This is a genomic window from Arthrobacter sp. Leaf69, assembly GCF_001422645.1.
GTDB lineage: Bacteria > Actinomycetota > Actinomycetes > Actinomycetales > Micrococcaceae > Arthrobacter.
In genome coordinates this window covers 21,274-47,503 of record NZ_LMLR01000012.1, presented here as the reverse complement: position 1 = coordinate 47,503, position 26,230 = coordinate 21,274, and the positions used below count along the sequence as shown (strand labels likewise).

Annotated in this window: 29 protein-coding genes; 17 read left to right on the top strand and 12 right to left on the bottom strand. The window is 67.7% G+C overall.

Annotated elements, in window-relative coordinates; all coding sequences use genetic code 11:
- Positions 1-11: 11 nt before the first annotated feature.
- Genes ASE96_RS11555 through ASE96_RS11540 form a run of 4 tightly spaced genes read left to right on the top strand, consistent with a single transcriptional unit; the run spans position 12 to position 3,831 of the window.
- A complete protein-coding gene (locus ASE96_RS11555; RefSeq protein WP_056430206.1) occupies positions 12-800 on the top strand; it encodes an amino acid ABC transporter permease in 789 nt (262 codons plus the stop codon).
- Positions 797-1,594: an amino acid ABC transporter ATP-binding protein gene (locus ASE96_RS11550; protein ID WP_056430203.1), complete on the top strand. Its 798-nt coding sequence runs from the start codon at positions 797-799 to the stop codon at positions 1,592-1,594. Before ASE96_RS11555 ends, ASE96_RS11550 begins: the two co-directional genes overlap by 4 nt.
- Positions 1,594-2,652 (top strand): Gfo/Idh/MocA family protein, encoded by a 1,059-nt coding sequence (locus ASE96_RS11545; protein WP_056430200.1) that lies wholly within the window; start codon positions 1,594-1,596, stop codon positions 2,650-2,652. The genes ASE96_RS11550 and ASE96_RS11545 overlap by 1 nt, the downstream gene beginning before the upstream one ends.
- Positions 2,653-2,709: 57 nt before the next feature.
- Positions 2,710-3,831 carry an NAD(P)/FAD-dependent oxidoreductase gene (locus ASE96_RS11540; RefSeq protein ID WP_056430198.1) on the top strand — a complete coding sequence of 374 codons (1,122 nt, stop codon included), beginning with the start codon at positions 2,710-2,712 and terminating at the stop codon, positions 3,829-3,831.
- A 101-nt stretch (positions 3,832-3,932) separates the two neighbouring features.
- Here ASE96_RS11540 and ASE96_RS11535 read toward each other — a convergent pair whose 3' ends face one another.
- Positions 3,933-4,505: an MOSC domain-containing protein gene (locus ASE96_RS11535; RefSeq protein WP_056430193.1), complete on the bottom strand. Its 573-nt coding sequence runs from the start codon at positions 4,503-4,505 to the stop codon at positions 3,933-3,935.
- A 99-nt stretch (positions 4,506-4,604) separates the two neighbouring features.
- Between ASE96_RS11535 and ASE96_RS11530 the strand changes: the two genes are divergently transcribed.
- The 3 genes from ASE96_RS11530 to ASE96_RS11520 all read left to right on the top strand — a co-directional run bounded on the left by ASE96_RS11530 (position 4,605) and on the right by ASE96_RS11520 (position 6,312).
- A complete protein-coding gene (locus ASE96_RS11530; RefSeq protein ID WP_056430191.1) occupies positions 4,605-5,399 on the top strand; it encodes an alpha/beta fold hydrolase in 795 nt (264 codons plus the stop codon).
- Between the two features lie 131 nt (positions 5,400-5,530).
- On the top strand, positions 5,531-5,905 hold the full coding sequence (locus ASE96_RS11525; RefSeq protein WP_235500226.1) for a nuclear transport factor 2 family protein: 375 nt from the start codon (positions 5,531-5,533) through the stop codon (positions 5,903-5,905).
- A 62-nt stretch (positions 5,906-5,967) separates the two neighbouring features.
- Positions 5,968-6,312: a DUF6221 family protein gene (locus ASE96_RS11520; protein ID WP_156367579.1), complete on the top strand. Its 345-nt coding sequence runs from the start codon at positions 5,968-5,970 to the stop codon at positions 6,310-6,312.
- Positions 6,313-6,320: 8 nt separating this feature from the next.
- Here ASE96_RS11520 and arfB read toward each other — a convergent pair whose 3' ends face one another.
- Complete coding sequence (arfB, locus tag ASE96_RS11515) at positions 6,321-6,743, bottom strand: alternative ribosome rescue aminoacyl-tRNA hydrolase ArfB (protein WP_056430184.1); 423 nt, start codon at positions 6,741-6,743, stop codon at positions 6,321-6,323.
- A gap of 4 nt (positions 6,744-6,747) precedes the next feature.
- On the bottom strand, positions 6,748-7,566 hold the full coding sequence (locus ASE96_RS11510) for a DeoR/GlpR family DNA-binding transcription regulator (RefSeq protein ID WP_056431002.1): 819 nt from the start codon (positions 7,564-7,566) through the stop codon (positions 6,748-6,750).
- A 167-nt stretch (positions 7,567-7,733) separates the two neighbouring features.
- Between ASE96_RS11510 and galT the strand changes: the two genes are divergently transcribed.
- Together galT and galK are read left to right on the top strand one after the other, a co-directional pair.
- On the top strand, positions 7,734-8,873 hold the full coding sequence (galT, locus tag ASE96_RS11505; protein WP_056430182.1) for a galactose-1-phosphate uridylyltransferase: 1,140 nt from the start codon (positions 7,734-7,736) through the stop codon (positions 8,871-8,873).
- The gene (gene galK, locus ASE96_RS11500) at positions 8,870-10,051 is read left to right on the top strand and encodes a galactokinase (protein ID WP_056430179.1); all 1,182 of its coding nucleotides are present in this window, start codon (positions 8,870-8,872) and stop codon (positions 10,049-10,051) included. Before galT ends, galK begins: the two co-directional genes overlap by 4 nt.
- Positions 10,052-10,258: 207 nt before the next feature.
- On the opposite strand, the gene ASE96_RS11495 is transcribed toward galK, so the two are convergent.
- On the bottom strand, positions 10,259-11,311 hold the full coding sequence (locus ASE96_RS11495; protein WP_442853897.1) for a LacI family DNA-binding transcriptional regulator: 1,053 nt from the start codon (positions 11,309-11,311) through the stop codon (positions 10,259-10,261).
- Between the two features lie 207 nt (positions 11,312-11,518).
- Here ASE96_RS11495 and ASE96_RS11490 point away from each other — a divergent pair, with 207 nt between their 5' ends.
- The 4 genes from ASE96_RS11490 to ASE96_RS11475 all read left to right on the top strand — a co-directional run bounded on the left by ASE96_RS11490 (position 11,519) and on the right by ASE96_RS11475 (position 17,159).
- Complete coding sequence (locus ASE96_RS11490; protein ID WP_056430173.1) at positions 11,519-12,478, top strand: carbohydrate ABC transporter permease; 960 nt, start codon at positions 11,519-11,521, stop codon at positions 12,476-12,478.
- A gap of 10 nt (positions 12,479-12,488) precedes the next feature.
- Positions 12,489-13,415, top strand: a complete 927-nt coding sequence (locus ASE96_RS11485; protein ID WP_056430171.1) for a carbohydrate ABC transporter permease — start codon at positions 12,489-12,491, stop codon at positions 13,413-13,415.
- A gap of 51 nt (positions 13,416-13,466) precedes the next feature.
- Entirely contained in the window at positions 13,467-14,810 is a 1,344-nt protein-coding gene (locus ASE96_RS11480; protein ID WP_056430168.1) for an ABC transporter substrate-binding protein, read from the top strand.
- Between the two features lie 123 nt (positions 14,811-14,933).
- Positions 14,934-17,159 carry an alpha-galactosidase gene (locus tag ASE96_RS11475; RefSeq protein ID WP_056430166.1) on the top strand — a complete coding sequence of 742 codons (2,226 nt, stop codon included), beginning with the start codon at positions 14,934-14,936 and terminating at the stop codon, positions 17,157-17,159.
- Between the two features lie 100 nt (positions 17,160-17,259).
- Here ASE96_RS11475 and ASE96_RS11470 read toward each other — a convergent pair whose 3' ends face one another.
- From ASE96_RS11470 to ASE96_RS11455, 4 genes are all read right to left on the bottom strand, one after another.
- On the bottom strand, positions 17,260-17,604 hold the full coding sequence (locus ASE96_RS11470) for a DUF202 domain-containing protein (protein WP_056430162.1): 345 nt from the start codon (positions 17,602-17,604) through the stop codon (positions 17,260-17,262).
- A gap of 2 nt (positions 17,605-17,606) precedes the next feature.
- Entirely contained in the window at positions 17,607-17,960 is a 354-nt protein-coding gene (locus tag ASE96_RS11465; protein ID WP_056431000.1) for a YidH family protein, read from the bottom strand.
- Positions 17,961-18,176: 216 nt separating this feature from the next.
- On the bottom strand, positions 18,177-18,752 hold the full coding sequence (locus ASE96_RS11460; protein WP_326952209.1) for a TspO/MBR family protein: 576 nt from the start codon (positions 18,750-18,752) through the stop codon (positions 18,177-18,179).
- 190 nt (positions 18,753-18,942) lie between these two features.
- A complete protein-coding gene (locus tag ASE96_RS11455) occupies positions 18,943-19,548 on the bottom strand; it encodes a TetR/AcrR family transcriptional regulator (RefSeq protein ID WP_056430159.1) in 606 nt (201 codons plus the stop codon).
- 84 nt (positions 19,549-19,632) lie between these two features.
- On the opposite strand from ASE96_RS11455, the gene ASE96_RS11450 reads away from it, so the two are divergent.
- Both ASE96_RS11450 and ASE96_RS11445 read left to right on the top strand, forming a co-directional pair.
- A complete protein-coding gene (locus ASE96_RS11450) occupies positions 19,633-20,412 on the top strand; it encodes an SDR family NAD(P)-dependent oxidoreductase (RefSeq protein ID WP_056430994.1) in 780 nt (259 codons plus the stop codon).
- 140 nt (positions 20,413-20,552) lie between these two features.
- Positions 20,553-21,161 carry a J-domain-containing protein gene (locus ASE96_RS11445; RefSeq protein WP_056430157.1) on the top strand — a complete coding sequence of 203 codons (609 nt, stop codon included), beginning with the start codon at positions 20,553-20,555 and terminating at the stop codon, positions 21,159-21,161.
- Between the two features lie 96 nt (positions 21,162-21,257).
- On the opposite strand, the gene ASE96_RS11440 is transcribed toward ASE96_RS11445, so the two are convergent.
- The 3 genes from ASE96_RS11440 to ASE96_RS11430 all read right to left on the bottom strand — a co-directional run bounded on the left by ASE96_RS11440 (position 21,258) and on the right by ASE96_RS11430 (position 23,440).
- Positions 21,258-22,712 (bottom strand): S8 family peptidase, encoded by a 1,455-nt coding sequence (locus ASE96_RS11440; RefSeq protein ID WP_235500225.1) that lies wholly within the window; start codon positions 22,710-22,712, stop codon positions 21,258-21,260.
- Positions 22,713-22,832: 120 nt separating this feature from the next.
- Complete coding sequence (locus ASE96_RS11435) at positions 22,833-23,150, bottom strand: DUF6221 family protein (protein ID WP_056430155.1); 318 nt, start codon at positions 23,148-23,150, stop codon at positions 22,833-22,835.
- A gap of 65 nt (positions 23,151-23,215) precedes the next feature.
- Positions 23,216-23,440: a hypothetical protein gene (locus ASE96_RS11430; RefSeq protein WP_056430152.1), complete on the bottom strand. Its 225-nt coding sequence runs from the start codon at positions 23,438-23,440 to the stop codon at positions 23,216-23,218.
- Positions 23,441-23,638: 198 nt separating this feature from the next.
- Here ASE96_RS11430 and ASE96_RS11425 point away from each other — a divergent pair, with 198 nt between their 5' ends.
- Positions 23,639-24,388 (top strand): GAF and ANTAR domain-containing protein, encoded by a 750-nt coding sequence (locus ASE96_RS11425; protein ID WP_082492703.1) that lies wholly within the window; start codon positions 23,639-23,641, stop codon positions 24,386-24,388.
- Positions 24,389-24,413: 25 nt separating this feature from the next.
- On the opposite strand, the gene ASE96_RS11420 is transcribed toward ASE96_RS11425, so the two are convergent.
- Entirely contained in the window at positions 24,414-25,424 is a 1,011-nt protein-coding gene (locus tag ASE96_RS11420) for a CapA family protein (RefSeq protein ID WP_235500224.1), read from the bottom strand.
- A gap of 195 nt (positions 25,425-25,619) precedes the next feature.
- Here ASE96_RS11420 and ASE96_RS11415 point away from each other — a divergent pair, with 195 nt between their 5' ends.
- On the top strand, positions 25,620-26,186 hold the full coding sequence (locus tag ASE96_RS11415) for a type 1 glutamine amidotransferase domain-containing protein (protein WP_056430146.1): 567 nt from the start codon (positions 25,620-25,622) through the stop codon (positions 26,184-26,186).
- Positions 26,187-26,230: the final 44 nt, after the last annotated feature.

The window sequence follows — 26,230 nt, the reverse complement described above, 5'->3', positions numbered from 1 at the left end:
TGAGAGCAACCATGGACTGGTTAAGCACCATCACCCGCACCTTCTTCGACTTCGGCGCAATGGCCGAAGTCCTGCCCCAGCTTCTGGGGGTCGGTCTCCTTAACACCCTCATCATCTCCATTGCTGCAACGATCATCGGCGTTGTCCTGGGCATGGTGGTCGCCGTGATGGGGATTTCCCCGTCCAAGTGGCTCCGTATCCCCGCACGGATCTACACCGACCTATTCCGAGGCCTACCTGCCATCCTGACTATCCTGCTGATCGGCCAGGGGTTCGCCCGCTTCAGCCAGTCGATCTTCGGCCCCTCGCCCTACCCTTTGGGAATCATCGCCCTGAGCCTGATCGCCAGCGCCTACATCGGCGAGATCTTCCGGGCCGGCATACAGAGCGTGGACAAAGGCCAGGGTGAAGCCTGCCGTGCTCTGGGCATGAGCTACGCGAAGTCCATGGCCCTTGTGGTGGTGCCGCAAGGCGTCCGCCGGGTCCTGCCGGCGCTGGTGAACCAGTTCATCGCGATCGTCAAGGACTCCTCACTGGTCTACTTCCTGGGCCTGCTGGTCTCCGAACGCGAATTGTTCCGCGTGGGCCAGGACGCCGCGGTCCTCTCCGGCAACCTCTCGCCGCTGGTCCTGGCCGGGATCTTCTACCTGCTGATCACGGTGCCCCTGACCCATCTGGTCAACTACTTCGACAACCGCTTCCGCACCGGCCGGCGGCGCCCCGCCGCGCCCAGTAGCGGCCTCAAGGAAGTCAAAGAACTCGCCGCGGCCTCACCGCTGACAACCGGGAGCAACACATGAGCCTCGCAAGCAACACCGCCAGCAGCACCACCGGTGCAAAGAACACCGCCCCCGACATCGAGACCTTCCATGGCTCCAGCCTGGAACTGAACAACCTCACCATGGCTTACGGCGACATCGAGGTGCTTCGCAATGTCAGCCTCACCGTCGCCCCCGGCACCACCACCTGCATCATCGGCCCCTCCGGCTCCGGGAAGTCCACCCTTCTCCGCGGCGTCAACCGTCTGCACGAACCCAAGAGCGGGGACGTGGTGCTGGCAGGCGAGAGCGCGCTGAAGGTCAAGCCGGATCTCCTGCGCAGCCGCATCGGCATGGTGTTTCAGCATTTCAATCTCTTTCCGGACCATACCGCCCTCGAAAATGTGGCACTGGCCCTCTGGAGCGTTAAGGGAATGCCCAAGGCCGAAGCCAGGGAGCGCGCCCACCGCCGCCTCGCCGAAGTGGGTCTCGCCGAACGCGCCGACCACCGGCCCCGGGACCTCTCCGGCGGGCAGCAGCAGCGCGTTGCAATCGCACGCGCCCTGGCGATGGAACCTGAAGTCATGCTCTTCGACGAGGCCACCAGCGCGCTGGATCCGGAACTGGTCAAGGGGGTGCTGAACCTGATGGCCGGCCTTGGCCGCCGCGGCATGACCATGCTGGTGGTCACGCATGAGATGGGCTTCGCCCGCAAAGTCGCCGACCAGGTGGTCTTTATGGATGAAGGCGAGGTTGTCGAGTCCGGCACTCCCGCCGAACTCTTCGACACCCCGCAAAGCGAACGCCTCCAGCGCTTCCTTTCGGAAGTGCTCTGATGGAGACACTGGAGGAAAACACCGTCGCGACACCCATCCGCACAGCCGTCGTCGGCTTCGGAGTCTCGGGCAAGGTCTTTCACGCCCCGCTGATCTCGGCGCATTCTGCCTACTCGCTGGACGTGATCGTTACGGCTGATCCTGGCCGAGCCGCGGAGGCGGCACGGCTCTACCCGCAGGCCCGGATCGTCCCGACGCCCGAGGCCTTGTTCGCCCTCGCCGGCGACCTGGACCTGGTCGTCCTCGGCACGCCCCCGCTGACGCACTTCGACCTCGCCGCGACTGCCATCGCCCACGGCCTGCATCTGGTGGTGGACAAGCCGTTCGCCACCACGGCGGCGCATGGCGCAGAGCTCATCACCCGGGCGTCCGACGCCGGGGTGAAGCTCACGGTGTTCCAGAACCGGCGGTGGGACGCCGATTTCCTAACGCTTCAAGAACTTCTCCGGGACGGGGCGCTGGGTGAAGTCCGCAGCTTCGAGTCGCGCTTTGAGTGGTGGCGGCCCGAAGGCTTCGGAAACTGGCGGGACACGGCGGCAGTGTCCGACGGCGGCGGCATCCTCAACGACCTCGGCGCCCACCTAATAGACCAGGCCATTCAGCTCTTCGGCCCTGTGGCTGAAAGCAGCGGCGAGACAGCCAACCATGGACATCCCGACGGAGCCGATACCGAGGCCTTCGTTTCGCTGCTCCATGAATCCGGGGTCCGGTCACGGCTGTGGATGAACGGCATGGCAGCCCAGGTCGGCCCGCGTTTTCACGTCCTGGGGTCCCGGGCCGGGTACACGAAGTGGGGCCTGGACAGCCAGGAGCCCGCCCTCGCAACCGGCATGCCGCCGTCGGATCCCGCCTACGGCCTGGACCCCGAGGAATCCTGGGGCCGAATTGGCGTGGATGGAGGCACCAAACCGGTCACGGCGAAGAGAGGAGCTTACCCCGAGTTCTACACCCGGCTGGCGGCAGCCCTCCGGGGCCAAGGACCGCGGCCGGTCGACCCCGAAGAATCACTCAACGTTTTGAAGGTCATCGAGAACATCCGAGCCTTCGCCCAGCCCTAACCGCATCCCCCACGGGGGCCGTGCGCAACCCAAGCACCTGCAAAGAAAGGAAGACTCATGTCCTCCACCCCCTCAACCAAGCGCGTGGCCGTTATCGGCGCCGGCATCCTCGGCGTCTCGACTGCCGTCCACCTGCTCCGCGAAGGCGCGTCCGTCATCCTGCTGAGCGAAGAGGGCCTGGCCAGCGGCGCCACGGGCCGCTCGCTGTCCTGGCTGAACTCCGCCGGCGAGCGGTCCACCCCATACCACCAGCTCCGCGTGGCCGGCGTGGACCGCTACCGCACGCTCTTCGCCGCTGACCCCGGCCGGGACTGGCTGCAATTCGGCGGCGGCCTCATGTGGAACGCTCCCGGACAGCGGGCCGCCACGGAAGCGCGCCACAACTACGAGACGTCCATCGGCTACGACTCCAAACTCCTGGCACCTGAACAGATTTCCGCCACGACACCCGGCCTCGATCCGGACGCCGTAGCGGAGAACGCCATCTTCAATCCCGGCGAAGGCTGGGTCAGCCTGCCCGAACTGGTGGACTTCCTGATGGAGGAGTTTCACTCCCTCGGCGGGGAACTCGTCCTCAACGCCGGCAAGGTCTCCGTCACAGTCGATGCCGGCCGGGCCACCGGCGTCGAGACGGCGGCAGGGGACACCTATGCAACGGACACGGTGCTGGTGGCCTGCGGGGCCGCAACGCCCGCCGTCGTCGCGCCCCTCGGCGTCGAGATCCCGAACGGCTCCCCGGTTTCCATGCTGGTGTTGACAAAGCCTGTGGACCACGAAATGAAGGCCGTGCTGAACACCCCCCGGGCCGCCGTCCGGCCCAACCCCGGCAACGCGCTGGCCCTGGACCACGACTGGTACGAGGAGCGCATCACCGAACACGCCGACGGCTCCTTCAGCATCCCCGATGAAGTGGTCCAGGAACTGGCGGATGAAGCCTCCAAGCTCATCGCCGGCAACCCCGAACTCAAGCCCGCCTCCTGGAAGCTCGGGTACAAGCCCATCCCCGGCGACGGCGAACCGGTCTTCGGTGAGCTCGGCCAGGTGCCCGGCTGCTTCGTGGCCTTTACGCACTCGGGGGCCACGCTCGGCCTCATCGCGGGCGAACTTCTTGCGGGCGAGATTCTGACCGGTGCCAAGCACCCGCTGCTGGCCACCTTCCGGCCGGGACGCTTTTCGTAGGGGGAGTGCGTCCGCGATGCCTCCGGGCCGGGCTCGCCGGAAGCTCCCTGTGTGTCAGGCTCTCCGGCGAATTCGGCAGCGGAGACCCGGTGCGTGCCGGCCTAGGGCAGCCGCGATGGCCGCAACAGGCTGGGCGTGCCGGCGAGAGCGGGGTCCAGGGGCACCGGGCTGACCAGCACGGCCGGGCCGCGGTGCAGCAGGCCGTCCGACAGCGGCTGGCAGCGCACGCCGCCCCGCCCGCGCATGGCGGCGTGGGCTCCCGGGGCGAGCATCTGGTCCATCCAGGCACACGGGTGGGCCGGCCGCCCTGCCCGGAGCCGCACCAGATTCCCGCCCGACTCGAGGGCGAAGTCGTGGCCCAACAGGGGAGCCAGGTGGGCGCCCCGGAGGACCACGTTGCGCCGGGTCAACAGCGGGTCAAAGGGCCCGACGTCGAGCTCCGCGGCCATCGCCTCGAGGGCTTCGGCCGCGATCAGGGTGACGGCTGCATCCATGTGCGCCGCCTTGCCGAAGAACCGGTCGCCGACGATCCCTTTGCCGGCCACCAGCTCCACCCGGTTCGCGTCCGTTGTGGGGACGTCGGCTGCGCCCTCGCGGGCGCGGCCAAAGTACGCGTGCGCGGGCGACACGAGGAGGTTCAGGATCTCGATGTCGTACCTGTAGCTTGCCGTCATGTCCTCAAACTATCCTTCCCGGCCGCGGACGGCACGTCGCTGGAAGGGAAGTGCGGGGAGGACCGCCAGGCCGCAACCGGCGAGGCGTACCCTGAGCCTATGGACTCCGAGGTCAGGACTCTGCGGCTCACCACAGGCATCACGGTGCCGTGCCTCGTCCGGGGAAGTGCCGGCGCGCAGCCGCTGTTGCTGTTGCACGCATGGGGCGAATCGCGCCGAAGCTTCGACCGCCTTGTTCCCCGGCTGACCGGCTTCAGGGTCTATGCGCCGGACCTCCGGGGTCAGGGAGACGCGGACAAACCGGCGGACGGGTACTCGCTGGCGGAACAGGCCGGGGATGCCGCCGCCATCCTGGATGCCCTCGACGTGCGGAGGGCATTTGTTCTCGGCTCCTCCAGTGGCGGCTACGTGGCCCAGCAGCTGGCTGTCGGGCACCCGGAGCGCGTAGCGGCGCTTGTGCTGGTGGGCGCTCCCTTGAGCCTGCGTGGCCGGCCTGCATTCGCGGACGAAGTCGATCGCCTCACGGACCCCGTCGACGAGGACTGGGTGCGGAATTCGCTGTCCTGGTTTCCCCTGCTGCATGCCGTGCCGAGGTGGTTCATCGAGGACCGGGTGCAGGACGGCGTCAGGATGCCCGCGCACGCATGGAAGCGCATTCTGGAAGGCCTGTGTGCCGCCTCAGCGCCCACCGAGTCCGGAACGATTCATGCGCCCACGCTGATCCTGTGGGGAGCCCACGACGGCGTGCTGCCGCGGCGGCACCAGGAGGCCCTGGCGGCACGGATAGCGGGCGCCGAGTTAAAGGTCTATCCCGGTGTCGCGCACCTGGTGCTGTGGGAGTGCCCCGACCAGGTGGCTGAGGATATGACGCAATTCCTGAGCTCCGTCGACTGAGGCCGGAAGGAGGCGCACCACGGCGCCGAGCCAGCGTGAGGGTGGCGGTGCTGCGGGCGGGGTTCCTCCTATGGCGCAAACCAGTGTGCGGGCGCAGAATGCAGACATCAATAGAGAGGAGCGTGAGGTCTGTGGAATCTGCAAACGAGAACGTGGTGAAACGGCTGGTCGCGTGCATCAATGACCGTAGGGTTGAGCTCATGGATGAGCTGTTCCACGACGACGCGGTGATGCACTGGCCGCAATCCGGAGAACTCGTCCGCGGCGCCGAGAACCGTCGGGGCATCTATAACGCTTTCCCGCAGCTGCCGACCATCACGCCGCGCAGGCTGGTCAGCGGCGGTGACCTGGTGGTCCTCGAGGCGTCACTGGATTACGAGGGCCCGACGTATGAAACGGTCTTTATCTTCGAATTCCGGGACGGCAAGATTGCCACGGAAACGGCGTACTGGAGCGAGGCCTTCGAGGCGCCGGCCTGGCGCGCCCAGTGGGTTGAAAAAACCTAGCGAGGAAATCAGGGCCGGATGACATCGTCGTGCACAAGACTGCGGGTGCAATGATGGTGGCCATGAACATCGTCGAGTTTCTGGAAGCGCGTATCGCGGAAGAAGAAGCAGCTATCCGGGATGGCATGTTCGTTGTCGGTATGTCGGATTTTCCAGATGACGGAAGCGACGCCAAGGGTTCCCTCGGCGAGCGGATGCAGGAGGAATGCGCACAAAAGAGGGCCATCATCGCCAGCTGGAAACAAGCTGCCGCGGACGAAGGAATCGAGGATCCCGCGGACGCTGAGGGGACCGTTGCCGTCGCCCGCCGGGCCATGCTGACCATATTGGCCGGGTCCTATCGGGAGCACCCGGACTACGATCCGGGATGGTCGCCGGATCTGCCCACCGACGTCCCGGCTGAATAGCCGCGGGGCTACTCGGCGGACGGCCGCTTGCGCTGCAGTTTCGTCGCCGCCCGCTGTCCCTTGGCCGCGAGGCGGCGCTGCTTCGAGCCCCGGGTGGGCTTGGTCGGCCGGCGGCTGGCAGTCTCGGGGGCGAGGCCCTCTGTCACAAGGCCGGCGAGCTTGGCCAGGGCGATCTCACGGTTGCGCAGCTGGGAGCGCCGCTCGGACGCGGTCACTGTGATCACCCCGGCGACGAGGCGCCGTCCGAGCCGTGTGGCCAGCCGCAGCCGCTGCTCTTCCGAAAGCGCCGCTGAGGCGACAATGTTCCACGAGAGTTCGACGCGGCTGTCCGAGGTGTTGACGTGTTGGCCGCCGGGCCCGGACGACCGCGAGAACCGCCAGCCGAGCTCTGATGCGGGAATCGTGAGCGCGGGTGACACCTCCAGATCCATGGAACTAGCGTTGCACGATATTGGCCGGTTCGCCGCCTGGGGCCGGTCCGCCGCCACCGGGTGCCAGCCGCAACCGGCCCACGCGCTCGCCCAGGATCCGCCGGGCCTCCCCGGGCAGTCCTTCGTCGCTGATGAGCTCGTCTGCTTCCTCCAGGCCGGCGATGGTGCTGATGCCGAAGGTGCCCCACTTCGTGTGGTCGGCCAGCACCACCACCCGGCGTGCCGCGGCCACGAAGGCGCGGTCCGTCTCGGCTTCCAGTACGTTCGGCGTCGTAAAACCCGCGTCAGCATCCACGCCGTGGACGCCCAGGAACAACACGTCCAGGTGCAGCTGCTTGAGGGCCGACGTCGCCAGCGGCCCCACCAGCGCATCGGAGGGCGTGCGCTCGCCGCCGGTCAAGATCACGGTGGACGGGGAGTGGCTCTGGTGGAAGACGTCGGCCACGCGCACCGAGTTGGTCACCACGGTGATCCGGGGCCCGGCGGAGAGCAGCTGCGCCAGCGCCCAGGTGGTGGTGCCTGCGCTGAGCCCGACCGCCATGCCTTCGCGCACCTGGGCCGCGGCCTCGTGCGCGATCGCCATCTTCTCGTCCTGCAGCTGCGTCACTTTCAGCTCGAAGCCGGGCTCGTGGGTGCTCACTGCGCCGGGCAGCTTGGCCCCGCCATGGATTTTTTCCACGGCGCCGGCCGCGTCCAGTGCCTCGATGTCCCGGCGGACGGTCATGAGGGACACGCCCAGCATCCGGGCGAGGTCCGCGACGCGGACGATCCGCTCGCGCTGGACCTCCGCGATGATGGCGGAGTGGCGTGCTGCGGCGAGCATTCTGAGTCCTTTGTGGGGTTCCGGCGGGGATTCGGGGGAGCGGTAAGCAACGACTGCCCGGGCTTCCACCTACACATCCTAGTGTCCGTACCCGTCAAAAGCACACACTTTCTGCTTCATTTTGTGCTCTATTGTTTGAAAATGTTTTGTCGTGTACAACTGAAGCCATGACGCGAACCACCATGACCCGCCTGGCCGACGGCCGCGAAATCCTCTATTTTGACGACGCCGGGTCTGCGGAGCGGCCCGCCGCCTCCCTCATGGACCACCGCGAGCTGCCCGCCCGCCCCGAACCGGGCCAGCTGCGCTTCGATGCCCTCAGCGGGGAATGGGTCGCCGTCGCCGCACACCGGCAGTCCCGCACGCACCTGCCGCCGGCGGACCAGTGCCCCATCTGCCCGACGACGCCGGCCAACCAGACCGAGATCCCGGCGCCGGACTACGACGTCGCCGTCTTTGAGAACCGCTTCCCCTCCCTTGGGCCGGCCACGCACGACGTCCCGCCGGCGCCCGGCTGGGGGACCACCGCGCCCGCCGTCGGCCGCTGCGAGGTGGTGGCCTTCACCCCGCAGCACACCGGATCCTTCGCCGGGCTGGGCTGGCGCCGCACCCGGACGGTGATCGACGCCTGGGCCCACCGCACGGAAGCGCTCAGCGCACTGCCCGGCATCCAGCAGGTCTTCCCGTTCGAAAACCGGGGCGCCGACATCGGCGTCACCCTGCATCACCCGCACGGGCAGATCTACGCGTACCCCTACGTCACGCCCCGCGCCGCGGTGCTGGCGGCCGCAGCGGGCGCTTACTCCGCCGCGTCCGACGGCGGGGCGACGCTCACGTCCTCCCTGCTCCGGGCGGAACGCCACGACGGCAGCCGCATGGTGCTCGAAGGCGAACTCTTCAGCGCCTACGTCCCCTTCGCGGCCCGCTGGCCCCTGGAAGTCCACCTCGTCCCGCACCGCCAGGTCCCCGACCTCGCCGCCCTGAACGGGGCCGAACGCGACGAGCTGGCGGAGCTCTACCCCGAACTCCTGAAGCGCTTCGACGCCCTGTACCCGACGCACACCCCCTACATCGCGGCCTGGCATCAGGCTCCGCTGGAGCCGGCCCTGCGCCGGGACGGCCACCTCCACCTGCAGCTGACCTCACCCCGCCGCGCCGCGGACAAGCTCAAGTACCTGGCCGGCTCCGAAGCCGCCATGGGAGCCTTTATCAACGACACCACGCCCGAATCCGTCGCCGCCCGGCTGCGGGAAGTGGCCAGCGCCGCAAGCCGCACCACCCTGACCCCGGAAGGCGCCCCCGCATGAACACCACCACACGCATCGACGCCAGCGCCCTGGCGGACCGGTTCGAGGCCACGTTCGGCGCCGCCCCGCAGGGCGTGTGGGCCGCTCCGGGCCGGGTCAATCTGATCGGCGAGCACACCGACTACAACGAGGGCTTCGTCCTGCCCTTCGCAATCGACAAGCGGGCCAGGACCGCCGTCCGGCTCCGGGAGGGCTCCCTCCGTAAGGACAGTCGAGTCCGGCTGCTGTCCACGTTCGGCGACCAGGGGCTCGTCGACGCCGACCTCGCCGCCCTGGCGCCGGGCGCCGTCAAAGGCTGGGCCAAGTACCCGCTGGGAGTGGTCTGGGCCTTGCAGCAGCGCGGCCTCGACGTCCCGGGGTTTGATCTTCTCCTCGACTCCGACGTCCCTCTCGGTGCCGGGCTTTCCTCCTCGCACGCGATCGAATGCGCCGTCGTCACTGCCCTGAATGATTTGCTTGGCGCCGGACTCACCGCCGAGGAAATGGTCACACTCACCCACCATGCCGAAAACGCCTTCGTCGGCGCGCCCACCGGCATCATGGACCAGTCGGCGTCGCTGCGCGGCGCCAGCGGGCACGCCGTCTTCCTTGACTGCCGGGACCAGTCCGTGGAGCTCGTCCCGTTCCAGGCGCAGGATGCCGGGCTGGTCCTGCTGGTGATCGACACGAAGGTGGCGCATTCCCACGCCGACGGCGGTTACGCGTCCCGCCGGGCGTCCTGCGAGCTCGGCGCCGAGGTCCTGGGCGTCAAAACCCTGCGGGATGTCGCCGTCGCGGACCTGGAGGAGGCCGGCGGCCTGCTGGATCCGGTGACGTTCCGGCGGGTCCGGCACATCGTCACCGAAAACGACCGCGTGCTGCAGGCCGTGGACACCCTCCGGTCCCAGGGCCCGGCCCGGATCGGACCCCTCCTTGATGCCAGCCATGCCTCCATGCGGGACGACTTCGAGATCTCCTGCCCGGAACTGGACCTTGCCGTGGACACGGCCCGAAGCCACGGCGCCATCGGGGCCCGCATGACCGGCGGCGGCTTCGGCGGCTCAGCGATCGCCCTCACCCCGGTGCAGGACGAGCAGCAGGTCCGCGGCGCCGTCGTGCGTGCCTTCGCGGACGCTGGCTTCACCGCGCCGGACATCTTCACGGTCACGCCGGCCGCCGGAGCGGAGCGCCTGTCCTGACGTCGAGTGCTCCCCACCGGCCCCCTCGCCTCGCAAGCTCGGCCAGGGAACCCTGCCGGCGTGGGCCCCACCGGCCCCCTCGCCTCGCAAGCTCGGCCAGGGAACCCTGCCGGCGTGGGCCCCAACGGCCCCCTCGCCTCGCAAGCTCGGCCAGGGAACCCTGCCGGCGTGGGCCCAAGCGGCCCTTGAGACCCCTCAAAAGGGCCGTTAGGGAGTAGCCGATGAGGCCTGGGCCGGGCAGCCGCAGGACTGCCGGACCCGCAGTTCGGTGGGGAAGGTGCGGTGCGCCGCCGGCTCGCCGCGGCGTGCTCCGAGGAGGGCACCGACGGCGGCTTCCGCCATCACCCGGACGGGCTGTTCCACCGTCGTCAGGGCGGGCCAGCTGTATTCGGCCTCGGCGGCACCGTCGAAGGAGGTCAGGGCGATATCGCCCGGCACATTCAGCCCGGCTTCGTGGATGGCGCGAAGGATGCCGATCGCCTGCATGTCCGAACTTGCGAAGACGGCCGTGGGCCGGTCCGCAGAGGCAAGCAGCCTGCGCCCGACGGCGTACCCGCCCTCCCGGCTGAACGGTCCACGGACAATGGGTCCCTCCGGCAACCCGGCCGCTGCGAGCGCCTGCAGCCAGCCCTCTTCACGCAGGTCGTAGTCGTGGCCGGTGTTGGTGCCCATGGCGAGGGCGATGTTGGTGTGCCCGTGCCCGATAAGGTGGTCCACCGCCATCCGTGCCCCGGCCGCCAGGTCCACGCCCACACTGTTGAAGCCGGGTGACTTGCCGCCATGGTTCAGGAGCACCGCGGGGATCTCGGCCGATTCGAGGGCCGCGAGGTCGGGTTCAAACAGCACGCTGGCGAGAACCACCCCGTCCACCTGGCGCGAGGCGAGGTTGCGGATGTTCCGGCGCTCCTTGGTGAGGTTGCCGTCGGAGTTGGTCAGCAGCAGGGCGTAGCCGAGCTCTGCCGCGGCGTCCTCGACGGCGTGGGCCAGCAGCGAGAAGAACGGGTTGGTGTTGTCAGGGATGATCAGGCCGATGGTCTCGCTGGAGCCCAGCTTCAGGGCGCGGGCGGCGGCGTTGGGCCGGTAGCCCAGGATGCGGATGGCGTCCTGGACCTTCGCCTCCGTGGCCGGGGCCACCTTCTTCGGGCCGCCGTTGACCACATAGCTCACGACGGCGGTGCTCACCCCGGCGTAGCGGGCGACGTCCTTGCGGGTCACCGGGCCGCGGGGGGTGTGCACTGCCGAAGTCGTCATGGCTTCCATGCTAGCCACAGGGCCGATCGCTCACGGGGCGCCTCTCGAGATGAACATTTCAGACAGTGTCCCACGGCAATCTACTCGAGTCAACGGTTACCGGCTGGTACGAGATTATCGCCTGAACGGCGGGAATTTTTTCTTGCAAGCTCTGATCTACTCGTGTAGATTCGTGTCCAGCTGTTACCCACATCACACCACCAGGAAGAGTCAACGATGACTACCATCACCAAACTTCCGGATCCCGTGGCTGGCGGATCCAAGCCCCAGCACCGCGGGAAAACCCTCCTCCGGGCCGGCCGCGGACGCCGCCTCGGTGACCTCAGGATTGCCCTGCTGTTCATCGCCCCGGCCATGATCGGATTCATCTTTTTCTACGTCGTTCCGACCATCCGCGGCGTGTATCTGAGCTTCACGGAGTACAACATCCTCGGCGATCCGGAATGGGTGGGCCTGGACAACTACACGGCGATCGCCCAGGATCCGCTCTTCTGGAACTCCCTGGCCGTCACGGGCCAGTACGTCCTCATCAACATCGCCCTCCAGACGGCACTCGCCCTGGGCCTCGCCCTCCTGATGCACCGGGTCGCGAAATCCACGCTCATCCGCGGCGCACTGCTCCTGCCCTACCTGATGTCGAACGTCATCGCGGCCCTGCTCTGGTTCTGGATGCTCGACTACCAGATCGGTGTGGTCAACCAGTTCATCGAGTGGGCCGGTCTGCCCCGGGTCGCGTTCTTCGGCAGCGAGGAGTGGGCCATCCCCACCCAGGCCCTGATTAACACGTGGCGCCACATGGGCTACACCGCGCTGCTGATCTTCGCCGGCCTGCAGGCCATTCCGGGCCACCTCTACGAAGTGGCCAAGCTGGACGGCGCCTCAGCGTTCCAGACCTTCCGCAAGATCACCATCCCGCTCCTGCGCCCCGTCCTGGTGCTGGTCCTCGTGGTGACAGTGATCGGCTCCTTCCAGGTCTTCGACACCGTTGCCGTCACCACCCAGGGCGGACCGGTCAACGCCACCCGCGTCATCCAGTACTACATCTACCAGCGCGCCTTCACCGAGTCGGACTTCGGGTACGGATCCGCCATCGCCGTCATTCTCTTCCTCATCCTCGCCCTCGTGGCCTTCATCCAGATGAAGTTCCTCAAGGGCAACGAGTCGGACCTGGACTAAGGAGTCCCGCATGACCACCACCACCAGCCGCGCACCGCTGCCGGCCCCAGCCCGCCGCCGTCGTCCGTTCAACCCCCGCCGCGCGGGTGCATGGGCCCTCCTGGTCCTGGCCATCGCGGTCTCCGTCCTCCCGTTCCTCTGGGTGCTGCGCACGGCACTGTCCACCAACGGGTCCCTGGCATCCCAATCAGCCAGCCTGCTGCCCGCAGACTTCACCTTCGGCGCCTTCCTGCGGGTGTTCGGGCTGCAGAGCCCGGAGGACGCCATCGCCGAAGGCGGTTCGGGGGCCGCGATCGACTTCTGGCTCTACCTGCGGAACTCCCTCATCTTCTCCTCCATCACCACCGCGGGGGCCGTGTTCTTCAGCGCGCTGGCTGCCTACGCCTTCGCCCGGCTGCGCTGGAGGGGCCGGAACTTTGTCTTCAGCCTGTTCCTGGGCACCATGCTGGTCCCGCCGATCTTCACGGCCCTGCCCAACTTCCTGCTGATCAAGAACCTGGACCTGCTCAACACGATGCTCGGCATGGTGCTGCCATACGTCTTTATGACGCCGTTCGCCATCTTCTTCCTGCGCCAGTTCTTCCTGAACATGTCCCGCGAGGTCGAAGAGGCCGCCATGCTCGACGGCGCCAAGCACCTGCGCATCTTCTTCCAGATCGTCCTCCCCAACGCCGCAGCGCCCATCGCCACCCTGGCCCTGCTCACCTTCATCGGCCAGTGGAACGAATATTTCTGGCCGCTGCTCGTCGGATCCCAGGAGGACGTCCGCGTCCTGCAAGTGGGCCTCGGCGTCTTCAAATCGCAGTCCCCGCAGGGCGCCCCGGACTGGTCCGGCCTCATGGCCGCAACCCTGGTCTCGGCACTGCCCGTCCTCATCCTCTTCGCCGCCTTCGGCAAGAAGATCGTCAACTCCATCGGCTTCTCCGGCATCAAATAGCCACCCCCACTCCCTCCCGCTCCTCCCCATACCCGAACGGAAAGTAGAACCATGAAAAAATCCCTCGGCGCCGTCGCTGCCGCCGCAGCCATCGCCATCTCCCTGTCCGCCTGTGGCGGCGGTTCCGCCTCCTCCGCAGAGTCAGCCAAGGGCGAGATCAACTACTGGCTCTGGGACGCCAACCAGCTTCCCGCCTACCAGCAGTGCGCCACCGACTTCCAAAAGGCCAACGCCGACATCACGGTCAAAATCACCCAGCGCGGGTGGGAAGACTACTGGAGCACTCTCACCAACGGCTTTGTCGGCGGCACCGCCCCGGACGTCTTCACCAACCACCTCGGACGCTACGGCGAGCTCGCAGAGAACAAGCAGCTGCTGGCCATTGACGACGCCGTCGAGAAGGACAATGTGGACCTGGCCGCCTACAACGAAGGCCTGGCCGACCTGTGGGTCGGCCAGGACGGCAAGCGCTACGGCCTGCCGAAGGACTGGGACACCATCGGGCTGTTCTACAACAAGGCCATGACCGACTCCGCGGGCCTCACGGCCGAGCAGATGGCCAAGCTGGACTGGAACCCGCAGGACGGCGGCAGCTACGAGAAGGCGATCGCCCACCTGACGGTCGACAAAAACGGCAAGCGCGGGGACGAGCCCGGCTTCGACAAGAACAACGTTGCCGTCTACGGCCTGGGTCTCAACGGCGGCGGCGACTCCTCGGGCCAGACGGAGTGGAGCTACCTCACCAACACCACCGGATGGTCCCACACGGACAAGAACCCGTGGGGCACGCACTACAACTACGACGACCCCAGGTTCCAGGAGAGCATGGACTGGTTCGCGCAGATGGTCGAGAAGGGCTACATGCCCAAGCTCGAGACCACCGTGGGCGCCAGCATGGCGGACACCTTCGCAGCGGGCAAGTCCGCCATCAACGCCCACGGCTCGTGGATGACCGGCCAGTACACCAGCTACAAGGGCCTCGACGTGGGCATCGCCCCCACCCCGGTGGGCCCGGAAGGCAAGCGGGCCTCCATGTTCAACGGCCTGGCCGACTCAATCTGGGCCGGAACCAAGAAGAAGGACGCCGCCATCAAGTGGGTGGAGTACCTCGCCTCTGCCGAGTGCCAGGACGTCGTGGCCTCCAAGGCGGTCGTCTTCCCCGCGCTGAAGTCCTCGTCCGACAAGGCCGCGGAGGCCTTCAAGGCAAAGGGCGTGGATGTCTCAGCGTTCACCGGCCACGTCAAGGACAACACCACGTTCCTGTATCCCATCACGGACAACACCGCGAAGGTCAAGGGCATCATGGAGCCCGCCATGGACGCCGTTGTGTCCGGCAAGAAGCCGGCCAGCTCGCTCACGGAAGCCAACAACCAGGTCAACGCCCTCTTCAAGTAGGGCCCACCCGCCCCGGATGCCGCCGCTACCTCCTCGCGGCGGCGGCATCCGGTATTCCCCTGGACCATCCCCGCACGTGCCCCGCGTCCCGGACGCCTCCCGAACCACCGAAAGAGACCTGCCATGGAACCCCTGTACCTCCGCTCCGCCAGCACCAGCCTGGTGATCAGCTTCGACAGCGGAGAGGCCGAGGTCATCCATTGGGGTGCCGATCTGGGCGACTCCCTGCCCGATCTGGCCATCCTCGGAGCCCCCGTCCCGCACTCCGCCGTCGACGCCGCCGTCCCCGCCGGGCTCCTCCCGCAGGCTTCCTCCAGCTGGCGCGGCCGCCCCGCCCTGCGCGGCCACCGGATCGCCGACGGCGTTCCCGGCTACGACTTTTCAGTCCTCCTCCGCGTCGCGGAGGTGACCGCCGGCGCCGTCGGGACCTCCGCGGTGATTGTCCAGGCCGACGCCGACGCAGGGATCCGCGTTTCGTCCGCCCTCACCCTGCACGACGGCGGACTGCTGGAACTGCGGCACACTGTCACCAACACCGGCACCTCGCCGTACCAGCTCGACGAACTGGCCACCGTGCTCCCGGTGGCGCCCGACGCCGTCGAGCTCCTGGACCTGACCGGCCGCTGGTGCCGGGAACGCCACCCGCAGCGCCGCGCCATCGAGCAGGGCACGTGGGTGCGCACCGGAAGGCATGGCCGCACCGGACACGACGCCTCGCTGCTTTTCGCCGCGGGAACCGCGGGCTTCGGCAATCGCCACGGCAGGGTCTGGGCCACCCACCTGGCCTGGAGCGGCAACCACGAACAGTTCGCGGACAGTGCCGCGGACGGGCGGACCATCATCGGCGGCACCGAGCTGCTGGGCCCGGCCGAGGTGGTCCTGGCTCCCGGCGGCAGCTACACCACGCCCGCGCTGTTCGCCGCCTACTCGGACCGCGGCCTGGACGGCATCAGCGAATCCTTCTACGCCTGGTTCCGGAACCGGCCGCACCACGTGCTGCCCGCCGCGGCGGCAGCCGGGCTGTCGCGGACTGGACAGCGCGGCGCGGGCAAACCCCGCCCGGTGGTGCTGAACACTTGGGAGGCCGTGTACTTCGACCACAACCTCATCACCTTGATCGAACTCGCGGACTCCGCCGCGGAGCTCGGCGTCGAGCGCTTCGTGCTCGACGACGGCTGGTTCCGCGGCCGGCGCGACGACCACGCAGGCCTGGGCGACTGGTACGTGGACGAATCCCTGTGGCCCTCCGGTCTGACCCCCCTGATCGACGCCGTCACCTCCCGCGGGATGGAATTCGGGCTGTGGGTGGAGCCGGAGATGGTCAACCTGGACTCCGACGTCGTCCGGGCACATCCGGAGTGGATCGTCGGCCCGTCGGTCAAGAGCTACAAGGACGGCGGGCGGCTGCCGCTGGAATGGCGCCACCAGCACATCATTGACCTCGTCAACCCGGACGCCTGGCAGTACATCTATGACCGCGTGGATGCGCTCCTGCGCGAGAACAACATCAGCTACCTCAAATGGGACCAGAACCGGGACCTGCTGGAGCACGGCCACGCCGGCCGCGCCTCGGTGCATGAACAGACCCTCGCGGCGTACCGGCTGTTCGACGCGCTCAAGGCCGCGCATCCCGGCGTCGAGATTGAAAGCTGCTCCTCCGGCGGCGCGCGCGTGGATCTTGGCATCCTGGAACGGACGGACCGGATCTGGGCCTCGGACTGCAACGACGCCCTGGAACGGCAGAGCATCCAGCGGTGGACCGGGCTGGTGGTTCCGCCGGAACTGGTGGGCGGCCACGTCGGCCCCACCACCTCGCACACCACTGCCCGCACGCACGACCTCTCCTTCCGGGCCCTCACCGCCCTGTTCGGGCACTTCGGGATGGAATGGGACGTCCGGCAGGTCCAGGGTGTGCAGCGGGAGGAACTCAAGCGGTTCATCGGAATCTACAAGGAGCACCGCGGCCTGATTCACTCGGGCCGCATGGTCCGCGCCGACCTGGCCGACCAGTCCCTGATGCTGCACGGGGTGGTGGCCGCGGGTAGCGGTCCTGCGGCGGCAGGCTCGACGGCGGCACTGTTCACCCTGGCCTGCACCGGCACCTCACCCGCGGAGCAGCCCGGCCGGATCACCATCCCCGGCCTCGCCGCTGACGCGGACTACCGGGTGGAAGCGGTCTTCCCGGCCCCGGGCGACGCCGACTACGCCCGCACCTTCACCCAGGTCCAGCCTCCGGCCTGGCTGGAGTCCGGCGCCACGGCGAGCGGCCGCTTCCTGGCCGAGGTGGGCCTGCCCATGCCCGTCCTCAACCCGGAGCACGCCCTGCTGCTGCAGGTCACCACCGCCTAACCCCAACGCGTCGACTGCTCCGCATCCGCCCTTTTGAGCCCCCAAGACGGCGGATGCGGAGCAGTCGATGGGGCGCTGTCGAACCCAAGTGCTGTCGCACCTACTGCAACGGCAGGAACAGCACGGTGTAGATGCCGAGTGCGGCGAGGACCACGACGCTGCCGGCGATGGCCGCCGTCCCCCTGATATTCGCGGCCATCGCCGCTCCGCCGATGCCGCTGGCGTGGTGGTGGTAACGGCGCCGCTGCGTCAGCGCGATGCCAAAGGCGACCAACAGTGAAACGGCCACCAGAGTGCCGGCAAACCAGCCGTAGCGGGGTACCCAGCGCAGGAAGATGCAGGCCGCCGTTACCAGTGTCAATGAGGTCCGGCGCCAGGCGAGATCCGTACGCTCGGGCTGGAGCCCCGGGTCGTTGTGGACCGCGGCGGACTTGGTGTTCGCCACGGCTAGGCTGACCGCCCGATCACAAAAACGATCAGTACGGCCGCAACGAGCGCTCCGCCGGCCGCCAGGATCGGAGCGAGCAAGGGCGCCGGCAACGGAGTCTGGTGCCGCATGGCCCGTTCCACGTTGAGCCAGCGGAAGAAGGAGCCGCCGCCGGTGACCATCCCCAGCAGGAGCAGCAGCACAGACACGGTTTTTCGGATTTCCGGGCCGAGCAGCCCCGAGGTGAAGGCCTCCACGGCGATGCCGCCGGCCACCATGGCAAGCGAGGTCCGGATCCAGGCCAAAAACGTGCGCTCGTTGGCCAGGGTGAACCGCGGATCCGGGTCGGTCCCGCCGCCCAGGGCCCGGGCCAATACCCCGCGGCGGCTCCGGTCTGTGCCCGCAACGGCCCCGGCAGCCTCCGTTCCGGGGCCGTTCGCAGCCGGAGCCTCGCTGCCGGCTTTCTCTGGTCCGGATGCCTCGCGGCCGTGGTCTGACGTGTCGGGGCCTTCTTCGTGCGCGGTCATAGTGTTCTCAGGATGTCACCCCACGGAATAATTCCGCACTCTCCGGCCGTCGCTCCGTGCCTGTCAGTTGTTCATGGCGGCATAAAGGTTCAGGCTCGCCGAGAACACCAACCACGAAACGTAGGGCAGCATCAGCAATCCGGCAGTCCTGCTGATCGGCCCGAAGAACAGCACCGTCAGTGTTGCCACCACGGCGTGGGCACCAATAACGAGGAGTGCCATCCACAAGGCGGCGGCCCCCAGCATCGGGTACAGGCCGAAGAACATCAGCGGCCATGCCAGGTTCAGCACCAGGAGGACCCCATAGGCCCTAAAAGCAGCCTTACGGGGGAGGAGCCGCTGCCGCCACACCAGCCACGCGGCCACGGCCATGGCGGCGTAGAGCACCAGCCACACCGAGCTGAAGATCCACCCCGGCGGTGTCCACGGCGCCTTGTCGGCCAGTGCGTACCATGTGCCGTTCATCCGGATCGGCAGGGAGCCCAGCAGCGACACCAACCATGACACCGCCAGGAAGCCGATCAGTGCCGGGCCCTGCCGCTGCCAGGGGCGGCCGCCCATCAGCGAGGGGAGCGGGGGGACTTCTTCAACGTTGGCCAGCACTGACTTACTGTGAACAATCAGGGGCTTGTACGTCAAACCGCGACGCTGTGGTCTCCCGCCGTCGCGGTTCGACGCCGCGCAAAATGGCGGGCGCTGCGCAAAATACTCGGCGCTGCCGTATTCGCGTAGCGTGCGGAATTTCGCGCAGCGACGGCCAGCTGGCTCAGCGAAAACCTCGCTCCTTCCACCGCGCCGCACAATGGCAGGCTCCCGCGGGTCCGGGGAATCAGGCCTCCGGAACCCGCAGCACCTCCATGGCAGCCAGCAGATACGGCACCGGGTCAGGCTCCGTGCCCTCCGCCCACTGCATCCACGCTTCAAAGGTCGCCGCCAGATAGGCCGCACACAGGTAACCCGCGGTGGCCTCGGGAACCCCGCGGTCCACAAGATAACGCCGGGCCCCGTCGCGCTGCGGCGCCAGGGAACCGTAGCTCCGGCTGGCCAGTTCGGGATGCCGGGCGATCAGGCGCAACCGCCCCCGCGACACCGCCAGGTCGGGTATCGCCGCCACCCCGGCGCTCGCGGCCGCCCGCAAACCCGCCATGATCCCGTCATCGCCCGCCCCGCGGATTCGGGCCTCCTCCAGGACCAGGCCGGACGCGCGGACAACCGGTTCCATGCCGCCCCAGATGAGATCGGCCTTGCTGGAGAAATACCGGTAGAGGCTCTTGCGGCCGATCCCGGCCGCGCGCGCGATGTCCTCCATCGACGTCTGTTCGTAGCCGTCCTCGGCGAAAAGCCGCAACGCGAGGCCGGCGATGGCGTCCGGATCGATAGTCGCCGGGCGCCCGGAGGAACGCGGTTCGGCGGGCGTGGAGTCTTGCGCGGACATCCCACCAGTATTCACCCTTTCATAATGACACAGCGTGTCATAAGGTGGAAAATGACAACATCCCGCAACGTTCGGAAGGGCATCATGGGCAACGACGCTTCATGGCAGGAAATCATCACCGCAGGCCGGTTCGCCGGCAAAACGGTCATCGTCACGGGCGCCGGTTCGGGCATCGGTCTCGCCACGGCGCTGCGTGTCGCAGGGGAAGGCGGCCGCGTCATCGCCGCCGATATCAGCGCTGAGCGGCTGGATGCCCTGGTTTCCGGGAACGCCGGCCTGGACCTGATCCCGGTGGCCGGCGACATCTCTACGGAAGACACCGTGGCCGCCGTCGTCGCTGCCGCGGGCGGCAGGGTGGACGCCCTCGCGAACGTCGCGGGCATCATGGACCACTTCGCGCCGATCCACGAGGTGGACGACGACACCTGGGACCGGGTCTTCAGGATCAACGTCACCGCCCTCATGCGCCTGACCCGCGCCGTGGTGCCGCTGATGTTGGAGGCCGGTTCCGGCTCCGTGGTCAACGTCGCCTCCGAAGCCGGCCTGCGCGGTTCCGCCGCCGGCGCCGCGTACACCGCGTCCAAGCACGCCGTCGTCGGCCTGACCAGGAATTCCGCGGTGATGTACGGGCCGCAGGGCCTGCGCTTCAACGCCGTGGCCCCCGGCGCCACCATCACCAACATCGAGGCCACCTGGGGTTCCCAGCTGGCCGCCGAACGGCTCGGCCCGCTGATGGGTGCCAACATCCCGGCCCCCGCCACCGCGGCCCAGCTGGCAGCCTCCATCACCTTCCTGCTCAGCGACGACGGCACCAACGTCAACGGCGCGATCCTCGCCTCCGACGGGGGCTGGTCCGCGGTCTGACAACCAGCCGGGCACTACACGGGCGGACGACGGCGGGGAGCTCCCGCCGTCGTCCGCTCCTGTTTCCCGTGCCTTGGCCGCCAGGACTTTGCTTCGCATACTGGAAGAAGGAAGCCGGGCGGTCAACGGGAAGGGTAGCGATGGGCAGCGGATCGAGCGGGGCGTTCCGGCGCCGGGTGGAACGCGCAGCGGAACTCCGGACCCTGCGGGTCAGCGGATTGACGCTCCAGGAGGAGCAGGAGCTGGCCGCCGCCGAAGAGAAGGAACGGGACCTGCGCGCGAAGTTCGACGAAGCCACCAGGGCGGAATACCTGATCCGCGATGCCATGGCGCAGGGAAAATTCGACCACTTGAAATACGCCGGCAAACCCATCCCGGGACTGGGGGAGAAGTACGACCCTGACTGGTGGGTCAAAGGCCTGATGCAGCGTGAAAACATCACCGGAATGGGACCCAAAGCCATCCTGCTCCGCACGGAGGACGCCGGGCTGGACGCCCGGATGGACGAGCTGCCCTCCGAGAAGCAGGTCCGCGAGCTCCTGGATGATTTCAATGCACGGGTGGTTGACGCCCGTCGGCAGCTGCAGGGCGGTCCGCCCGTTGTCACCGCGACACGTGATGTCGAGGCGGAACTGCGGCGCTGGGCGGAACGCCGTGCGGCGCTCGCGGCCGACGTCGCCAAGCAGGAAGCGCTGCAGACGCCGGAGGCCCGCCGTCCCTGGTGGCGGCAGATCTGGTCCGGTTCTTAGCGGGCTGCTCGCCTTCCGTCCCCAAGCACGCGCCCAGGCCGGCCGCCCGGCGGATCCCGGTCCCGGCCGTGGCCGTGGCCGGGATCCGCCGTGGGGTCAGTATCCCGCGATCTGGGCCAGGTAGCCGTAGAACTTGCCTTCGACCGGGCGGAACGGGTCACCCTCAAAGCCGAAGTCGCGGTTTTCCTCGTTGTAGGCGGCGGTGAGATCCAGGAACTGGGACATTGCTTCCTTACCCGAGCCCTCACACGCTCCTGCGCTGATGCACAGCGCCAGTGAGCCCGCGACCGCAGGGCTGGCGAAGCTGGTTCCGTGGGCCACTCCATAGCCGCCCGGCGCGGTGGACGTCATGCAGACCCCGGGTGCGGCGATGGTATGGGCCTTGTCCGCGGATCCGCTGGCGTAGTTGGAGAAGTACGCCGGATAGTCATCCTTTTGCCCCACCTTGGACCAGTCCTCGGTCCCGCAGAGCGGGGACTTCAGGCTGTCAGGCTTGCCGTCGAAGTCCGCTATCGCCGTGGCGGTCAGCACCTCGTCGTAAGTGGCGGGGACAAAGCCGGCGATGTCCTGGCCGGAGTTCCCGGCCGCTACGGCGTACACGACTCCGGCGTCGACAGAGCGGCAGATGGCGTAGTGCATCGGGTCCGTTCCCTTGCCGCAGTTCTCGGTTTCGGCCCCCGGTCCGCCGATGCTGATGTTGGCCACGGCGATGTCGTTCTCCGGGTCATCGTCGTTGAGCGTCGCGGTCACCCAGTCGATGGCGCAGATGAGCATTTCCTCCGTGATCACACCGGCGTCGTCAACCACGCGGACGGACCACAACGGGGTTCCCGGCGCCGTGCCGATCACGCCCAGGTTGTTGTCCTTCGCGCCGATCACCCCGGCGACGAAGGTCCCGTGTCCAACGGTATCCGTGGAGGTAACCTTCACCGGTGAGCCGGTGGAACAGTCGATGCCACCTTGCACATTCAGGTCCGGGTGGCTGCTGTCAATGCCGCTGTCAATCACGGCCACGTTGACGTTGACGTCGTCCTGCGCCCGTCGCTGTTGATCGCCGTCCGGGAGGGAACCGCCGATTCGCAGCCACCAAAGGGGCGCCACCTGGTTGTTGGGCCCCGGATTCTCCGGCTTGTCGAACTCCCTGGCCACGGTAACGAAATCAACACCGGGATCTGCTGCGAGGCGGGCCGCGGCGGACGGCGTCATAGTGGCCGCGTACCCCTTGACGGCATTGCGATAGACCGTGGAAACAGCCAGACCGTATTTACCTTGCTGGGCCGCGGCCGATGTGCCGGCGTCGACAAGGCCGTCTTTGAGCACCACGATGTAATTTTGTTTCTGCTCGGCGCCGGTTGAGGGGACGGCTGCCACGAGGCTTCCGGCCACAGCCAGGCTCAGCGCTGCAAGGCCACCGAGGATTCCCCGGATCCGGTGCCTGGCCTTGGGCGGGGGAGCGGCATTCCCGGGATCTTTGCGTCGGCCCGCGGTGGCGGGCGCTGGTCGTCGCAATATTCCCGGACGGCGGACGTAGCTGAACATGGTGGCCTCCATTTTTGCGTCTTCGCTATTGAGCGCCCCCCGCTCTTTAGCTTAGGCCAGCGATTGGATATTGCACACGGACCTTGGGATTTTCTTAGAGCGAACTGTGAAATCAAGCGGACGGCAGGCGCCCTAAGCGCGGAGCCAGCCCTGCTCGAAGTCGGGATGGTCGTAGTAAGGAAGCGCCAGGGCATAAAGCGACTGTTCCATCCACTCGATCGATTGCGGGATCCAGCCCAGCTCCGGGTCGGTGTCGCTGACCATGGCTGCTAGGGCCGACTGCCGGGCGGACTCCACGATGCGGATCAGGCGCTTCTTGGCCTCGCACTCGAGCAGCAGACGCTGCTCGTACCAGGCGCCGGATTTCGAGACAGCCCGGTCGCCGAGCAGCGTCCGCGCCACGGCCTCGTCCTCGCTGATCCGTTCGGACAGGAATTCAACGATGTCCACACGGTGAGCGTACGCGCGCTTTATGCCCGGCAACCAGCGCCGGCCGCCGGATCTGCCGTGGATCCTTAGCGCGCTGCCAGGTTTTCTGCGTCCTCGGGCCCGACAAAGTGGCAGGAACCCTCGTGCCGTTCCGACAGGACGCAGGTCCGGCCCGTGGGCAGATGTACGTTGCCGCAGAGCCCGGTAATCGCCACGTCCTCGCGGACATGCAGGCTGCTCAGGTCGGGGCGGTCCTGGCTGGACTCATGGATCCGGGGGCCGCCGGCAGAATTGTGCTCTGGACTGGTCATGTCTGCTGCTCCTTGGAGGGTTCGCCGTACAGGGACGTGTCAGTCTCGATTGGGTCCGTACTCCAGTTTCACACCACCGCGTTAACGGCGGGTTACCAGCCCGTAAGATCCGTGTCTCGTGTCCGGTGCCGGGCTGGGTTGAGAGGCGTATATTTCGAAGAAAAGCCGCAATACTCGCGCCCGTCAGGAGGTGCCGTGATGGACTTGAACCCGGCCGAAACCGGTGTCATAGGAGAGGGACAGCAGGGCGGACGCCCGGTCGCCGCGGCGGCACTGGCCCAGCGCCTGGGCGACCTGGCCCGTGAACTCCAGCACGAGGAAGACACCGACTCCATGCTGGCAGGCATTGTGCACGCCGCCCTGGAGCTGGTCCCACACGCCGCCGACGCCTCCGTCAGCCTGATCTCTGGCCCCCGGACGATTGACTCGCGGGCCGCGTCCAGCGAACTTCCGCGCCGCGTGGACGCCCTCCAGAGCGAAACCGGGCAGGGGCCGTGCCTGGACGCCTCATATGAAGAGCGCGTTGTCAGCGTTCCCGACCTCAGCAGGGACCCCCGCTGGCCGGCTTTCGCGCGGCCGGCTTTTGCGCTCGGTGCGCGGAGCATGCTCTCCTTCCAGCTCTTTGTGGACGGTGACCACCTTGGGGCCTTGAATCTCTTTGGCAAGGAGGTTGGCGTCTTCGATGCCGAATCGGAGCGGATCGGGGCGCTGGTGGCCGCCCATGCCGCCGTCGCCGTCGCCGGGAACCAGCAGGTCAGCCAGCTCACCCAGGCCCTGGACACCCGCGACCTGATCGGGCAGGCGAAGGGAATCCTGATGGAGCGTTACAAGGTCACCGCCCAGCAGGCGTTCCTGCTGCTCTCGCGGGCAAGCTCGGAGCTGAACATCAAGCTGCGCGACGTAGCTGAACAGCTGACCGTCAGCGGGGAAATGGCCAAAAAGCGTTGACGCCCGCCCGTGCGGGCAATCGCACTCAGTCCCCGGCGGTGAGCGGAATCTCCAGGCACCCGGCGGCCGCGTCCCAGCTGCTCGCGGTCCCGAGGTGGCGGCTGAGCCGTTGCATCCGTTCTGCGATCTGCCGGGAGCTCCTGCCCGCCAGCCGGGCCTGGAAATCGGTGATCAGCGTCGGATACAGCCGCAGCGTCCGGGGCGTGCCGGCGTCCGTGTGGAGCATGAAAATGAACGACTGGTCATTGCGTTCCAGCGGATCCACCGCGTAGTCGTCCACAAAGTCCCCAGCGCTGTAGATGACGGGCCGGCCCTGGAGCACCTCGACGCCGCGGAAGATATGCGGCGAATGCCCATAGACGACGTCGGCACCCGCCTCGATCAGTGCCCGGGCCAGTCCGCGGTGCTCGGACGGCGCCCCGGAGCCCCAGTTCGGCCCCCAGTGCGCGGAAACGATCAGGAGCTGGACGCGGGCCTTCGTCCGCCGAACCAACGCCAGCAGGTCGGCCACCCTGCGGTCGCTGTCCACCACGGGCACGAAGAATACGCCGGGCCCGCCGTCCGCTTCCCAGTCCGGCTGGTTGTCGGTGAACGCAATGAGCCCGACGGCGATCCCTGACACGCGGCGCACCGCGGGCCGACGGGCGGCGTCCCCGTCCAGTCCGGCCCCTGCATGCAGAATGCCGGCCGAGTCGAGCGCGGGCAGCATCTCCCGGAACGCCACGGCCCCGTAATCCAGGACATGGTTGTTGGCCAGCGACACCATCCCGATCCCCGCCGCGCGGAGGCTCGCCGCATTCCTCGGGTCAGAGCGGAAATGGAACACCTTGCCGGCTTGCGGTTCGCCGCCGGCTGCCAGGACGCACTCAAGATTGGCGACGGTGAGGTCCGCCGTGCGCAGAACGGTGTGCGTATCGCCCCACGGGTAAGCAGCGCCGACCCGCCGCAGCCGCTCATTGACCAGCCGGCCCAGCATGACGTCGCCCAGCAACGCAATCAACATGGCAACCCGCCCGTCAGCGCTTCTCCGACCCATTCCCGGTCCTTCTCCCAGCATGGACCGTCCTGCGGATCCTCGCCAGCCGACGTCGGGCGCCAAGAGCAATATAATCAGCTTGCTTATTACTTTGTGGCTTCCTAGAGTTGATCCTGTCAGGCATCAAAACTCCCCGAGCGGGGGATCCGGCCCGTCCAAGGCCGCAGGTCCTCCCCGGGCACCAGAGGAGGACCCGTGTCCCAGCACAACATTGCCGGTAAGAAAGTCGCCTTCCTGCTCACCGACGGCGTGGAGCAGGTGGAACTGACCAGCCCCTGGAACGCCGTGAAGGAAGCCGGCGGCGAGCCCACCCTGGTGGCGCCCAAGAGCGGGACGCTGCAGGGCTATGACGGTACGGAAAAAGGGCAGACTTTCGACGTCGACCTCACGGTCGCCGAGGCCAACGCCAGTGATTTCCACGCCCTCGTGATCCCCGGCGGCGTCGTCAATGCGGACCATCTCCGCGCCGACAAGGGCGCCCAGGCCTTCACCCGGGCCTTCTTCGAGCAGCACAAGCCGGTGGCCTCGATCTGCCACGGACCCTGGCTGCTGATCGAGGCCGGGGTCATCAGCGGCCGGAACGTCACGTCTTACCACACGCTCCAGACCGACCTGAAGAATGCCGGTGCCAACTGGAGCGACCAGGAAGTGGTGGTGGACCAGGGGCTGGTGACCAGCCGGAACCCGCACGATCTTCCCGCCTTCAACGACAAACTGCTGGAGGAGATCGAGGAAGGCGAGCACGCCGGACAGACAGCCTAGGCGGCAGCGACGCCCCGCGGCCGGACACCCGGCGGAGGCCTACC

Coding starts and splice junctions, on each gene's coding strand:
- ASE96_RS11555 (WP_056430206.1), top strand. CDS start 12: ATGGACTGGTTAAGCACCATCACCCGCACCTTCTTCGACTTCGGCGCA.
- ASE96_RS11550 (WP_056430203.1), top strand. CDS start 797: ATGAGCCTCGCAAGCAACACCGCCAGCAGCACCACCGGTGCAAAGAAC.
- ASE96_RS11545 (WP_056430200.1), top strand. CDS start 1,594: ATGGAGACACTGGAGGAAAACACCGTCGCGACACCCATCCGCACAGCC.
- ASE96_RS11540 (WP_056430198.1), top strand. CDS start 2,710: ATGTCCTCCACCCCCTCAACCAAGCGCGTGGCCGTTATCGGCGCCGGC.
- ASE96_RS11535 (WP_056430193.1), bottom strand. CDS start 4,505: ATGACGGCAAGCTACAGGTACGACATCGAGATCCTGAACCTCCTCGTG.
- ASE96_RS11530 (WP_056430191.1), top strand. CDS start 4,605: ATGGACTCCGAGGTCAGGACTCTGCGGCTCACCACAGGCATCACGGTG.
- ASE96_RS11520 (WP_156367579.1), top strand. CDS start 5,968: ATGAACATCGTCGAGTTTCTGGAAGCGCGTATCGCGGAAGAAGAAGCA.
- arfB (WP_056430184.1), bottom strand. CDS start 6,743: ATGGATCTGGAGGTGTCACCCGCGCTCACGATTCCCGCATCAGAGCTC.
- ASE96_RS11510 (WP_056431002.1), bottom strand. CDS start 7,566: ATGCTCGCCGCAGCACGCCACTCCGCCATCATCGCGGAGGTCCAGCGC.
- galT (WP_056430182.1), top strand. CDS start 7,734: ATGACGCGAACCACCATGACCCGCCTGGCCGACGGCCGCGAAATCCTC.
- galK (WP_056430179.1), top strand. CDS start 8,870: ATGAACACCACCACACGCATCGACGCCAGCGCCCTGGCGGACCGGTTC.
- ASE96_RS11495 (WP_442853897.1), bottom strand. CDS start 11,311: ATGGAAGCCATGACGACTTCGGCAGTGCACACCCCCCGCGGCCCGGTG.
- ASE96_RS11490 (WP_056430173.1), top strand. CDS start 11,519: ATGACTACCATCACCAAACTTCCGGATCCCGTGGCTGGCGGATCCAAG.
- ASE96_RS11485 (WP_056430171.1), top strand. CDS start 12,489: ATGACCACCACCACCAGCCGCGCACCGCTGCCGGCCCCAGCCCGCCGC.
- ASE96_RS11480 (WP_056430168.1), top strand. CDS start 13,467: ATGAAAAAATCCCTCGGCGCCGTCGCTGCCGCCGCAGCCATCGCCATC.
- ASE96_RS11475 (WP_056430166.1), top strand. CDS start 14,934: ATGGAACCCCTGTACCTCCGCTCCGCCAGCACCAGCCTGGTGATCAGC.
- ASE96_RS11455 (WP_056430159.1), bottom strand. CDS start 19,548: ATGTCCGCGCAAGACTCCACGCCCGCCGAACCGCGTTCCTCCGGGCGC.
- ASE96_RS11450 (WP_056430994.1), top strand. CDS start 19,633: ATGGGCAACGACGCTTCATGGCAGGAAATCATCACCGCAGGCCGGTTC.
- ASE96_RS11445 (WP_056430157.1), top strand. CDS start 20,553: ATGGGCAGCGGATCGAGCGGGGCGTTCCGGCGCCGGGTGGAACGCGCA.
- ASE96_RS11440 (WP_235500225.1), bottom strand. CDS start 22,712: ATGGAGGCCACCATGTTCAGCTACGTCCGCCGTCCGGGAATATTGCGA.
- ASE96_RS11430 (WP_056430152.1), bottom strand. CDS start 23,440: ATGACCAGTCCAGAGCACAATTCTGCCGGCGGCCCCCGGATCCATGAG.
- ASE96_RS11425 (WP_082492703.1), top strand. CDS start 23,639: ATGGACTTGAACCCGGCCGAAACCGGTGTCATAGGAGAGGGACAGCAG.
- ASE96_RS11420 (WP_235500224.1), bottom strand. CDS start 25,424: ATGGGTCGGAGAAGCGCTGACGGGCGGGTTGCCATGTTGATTGCGTTG.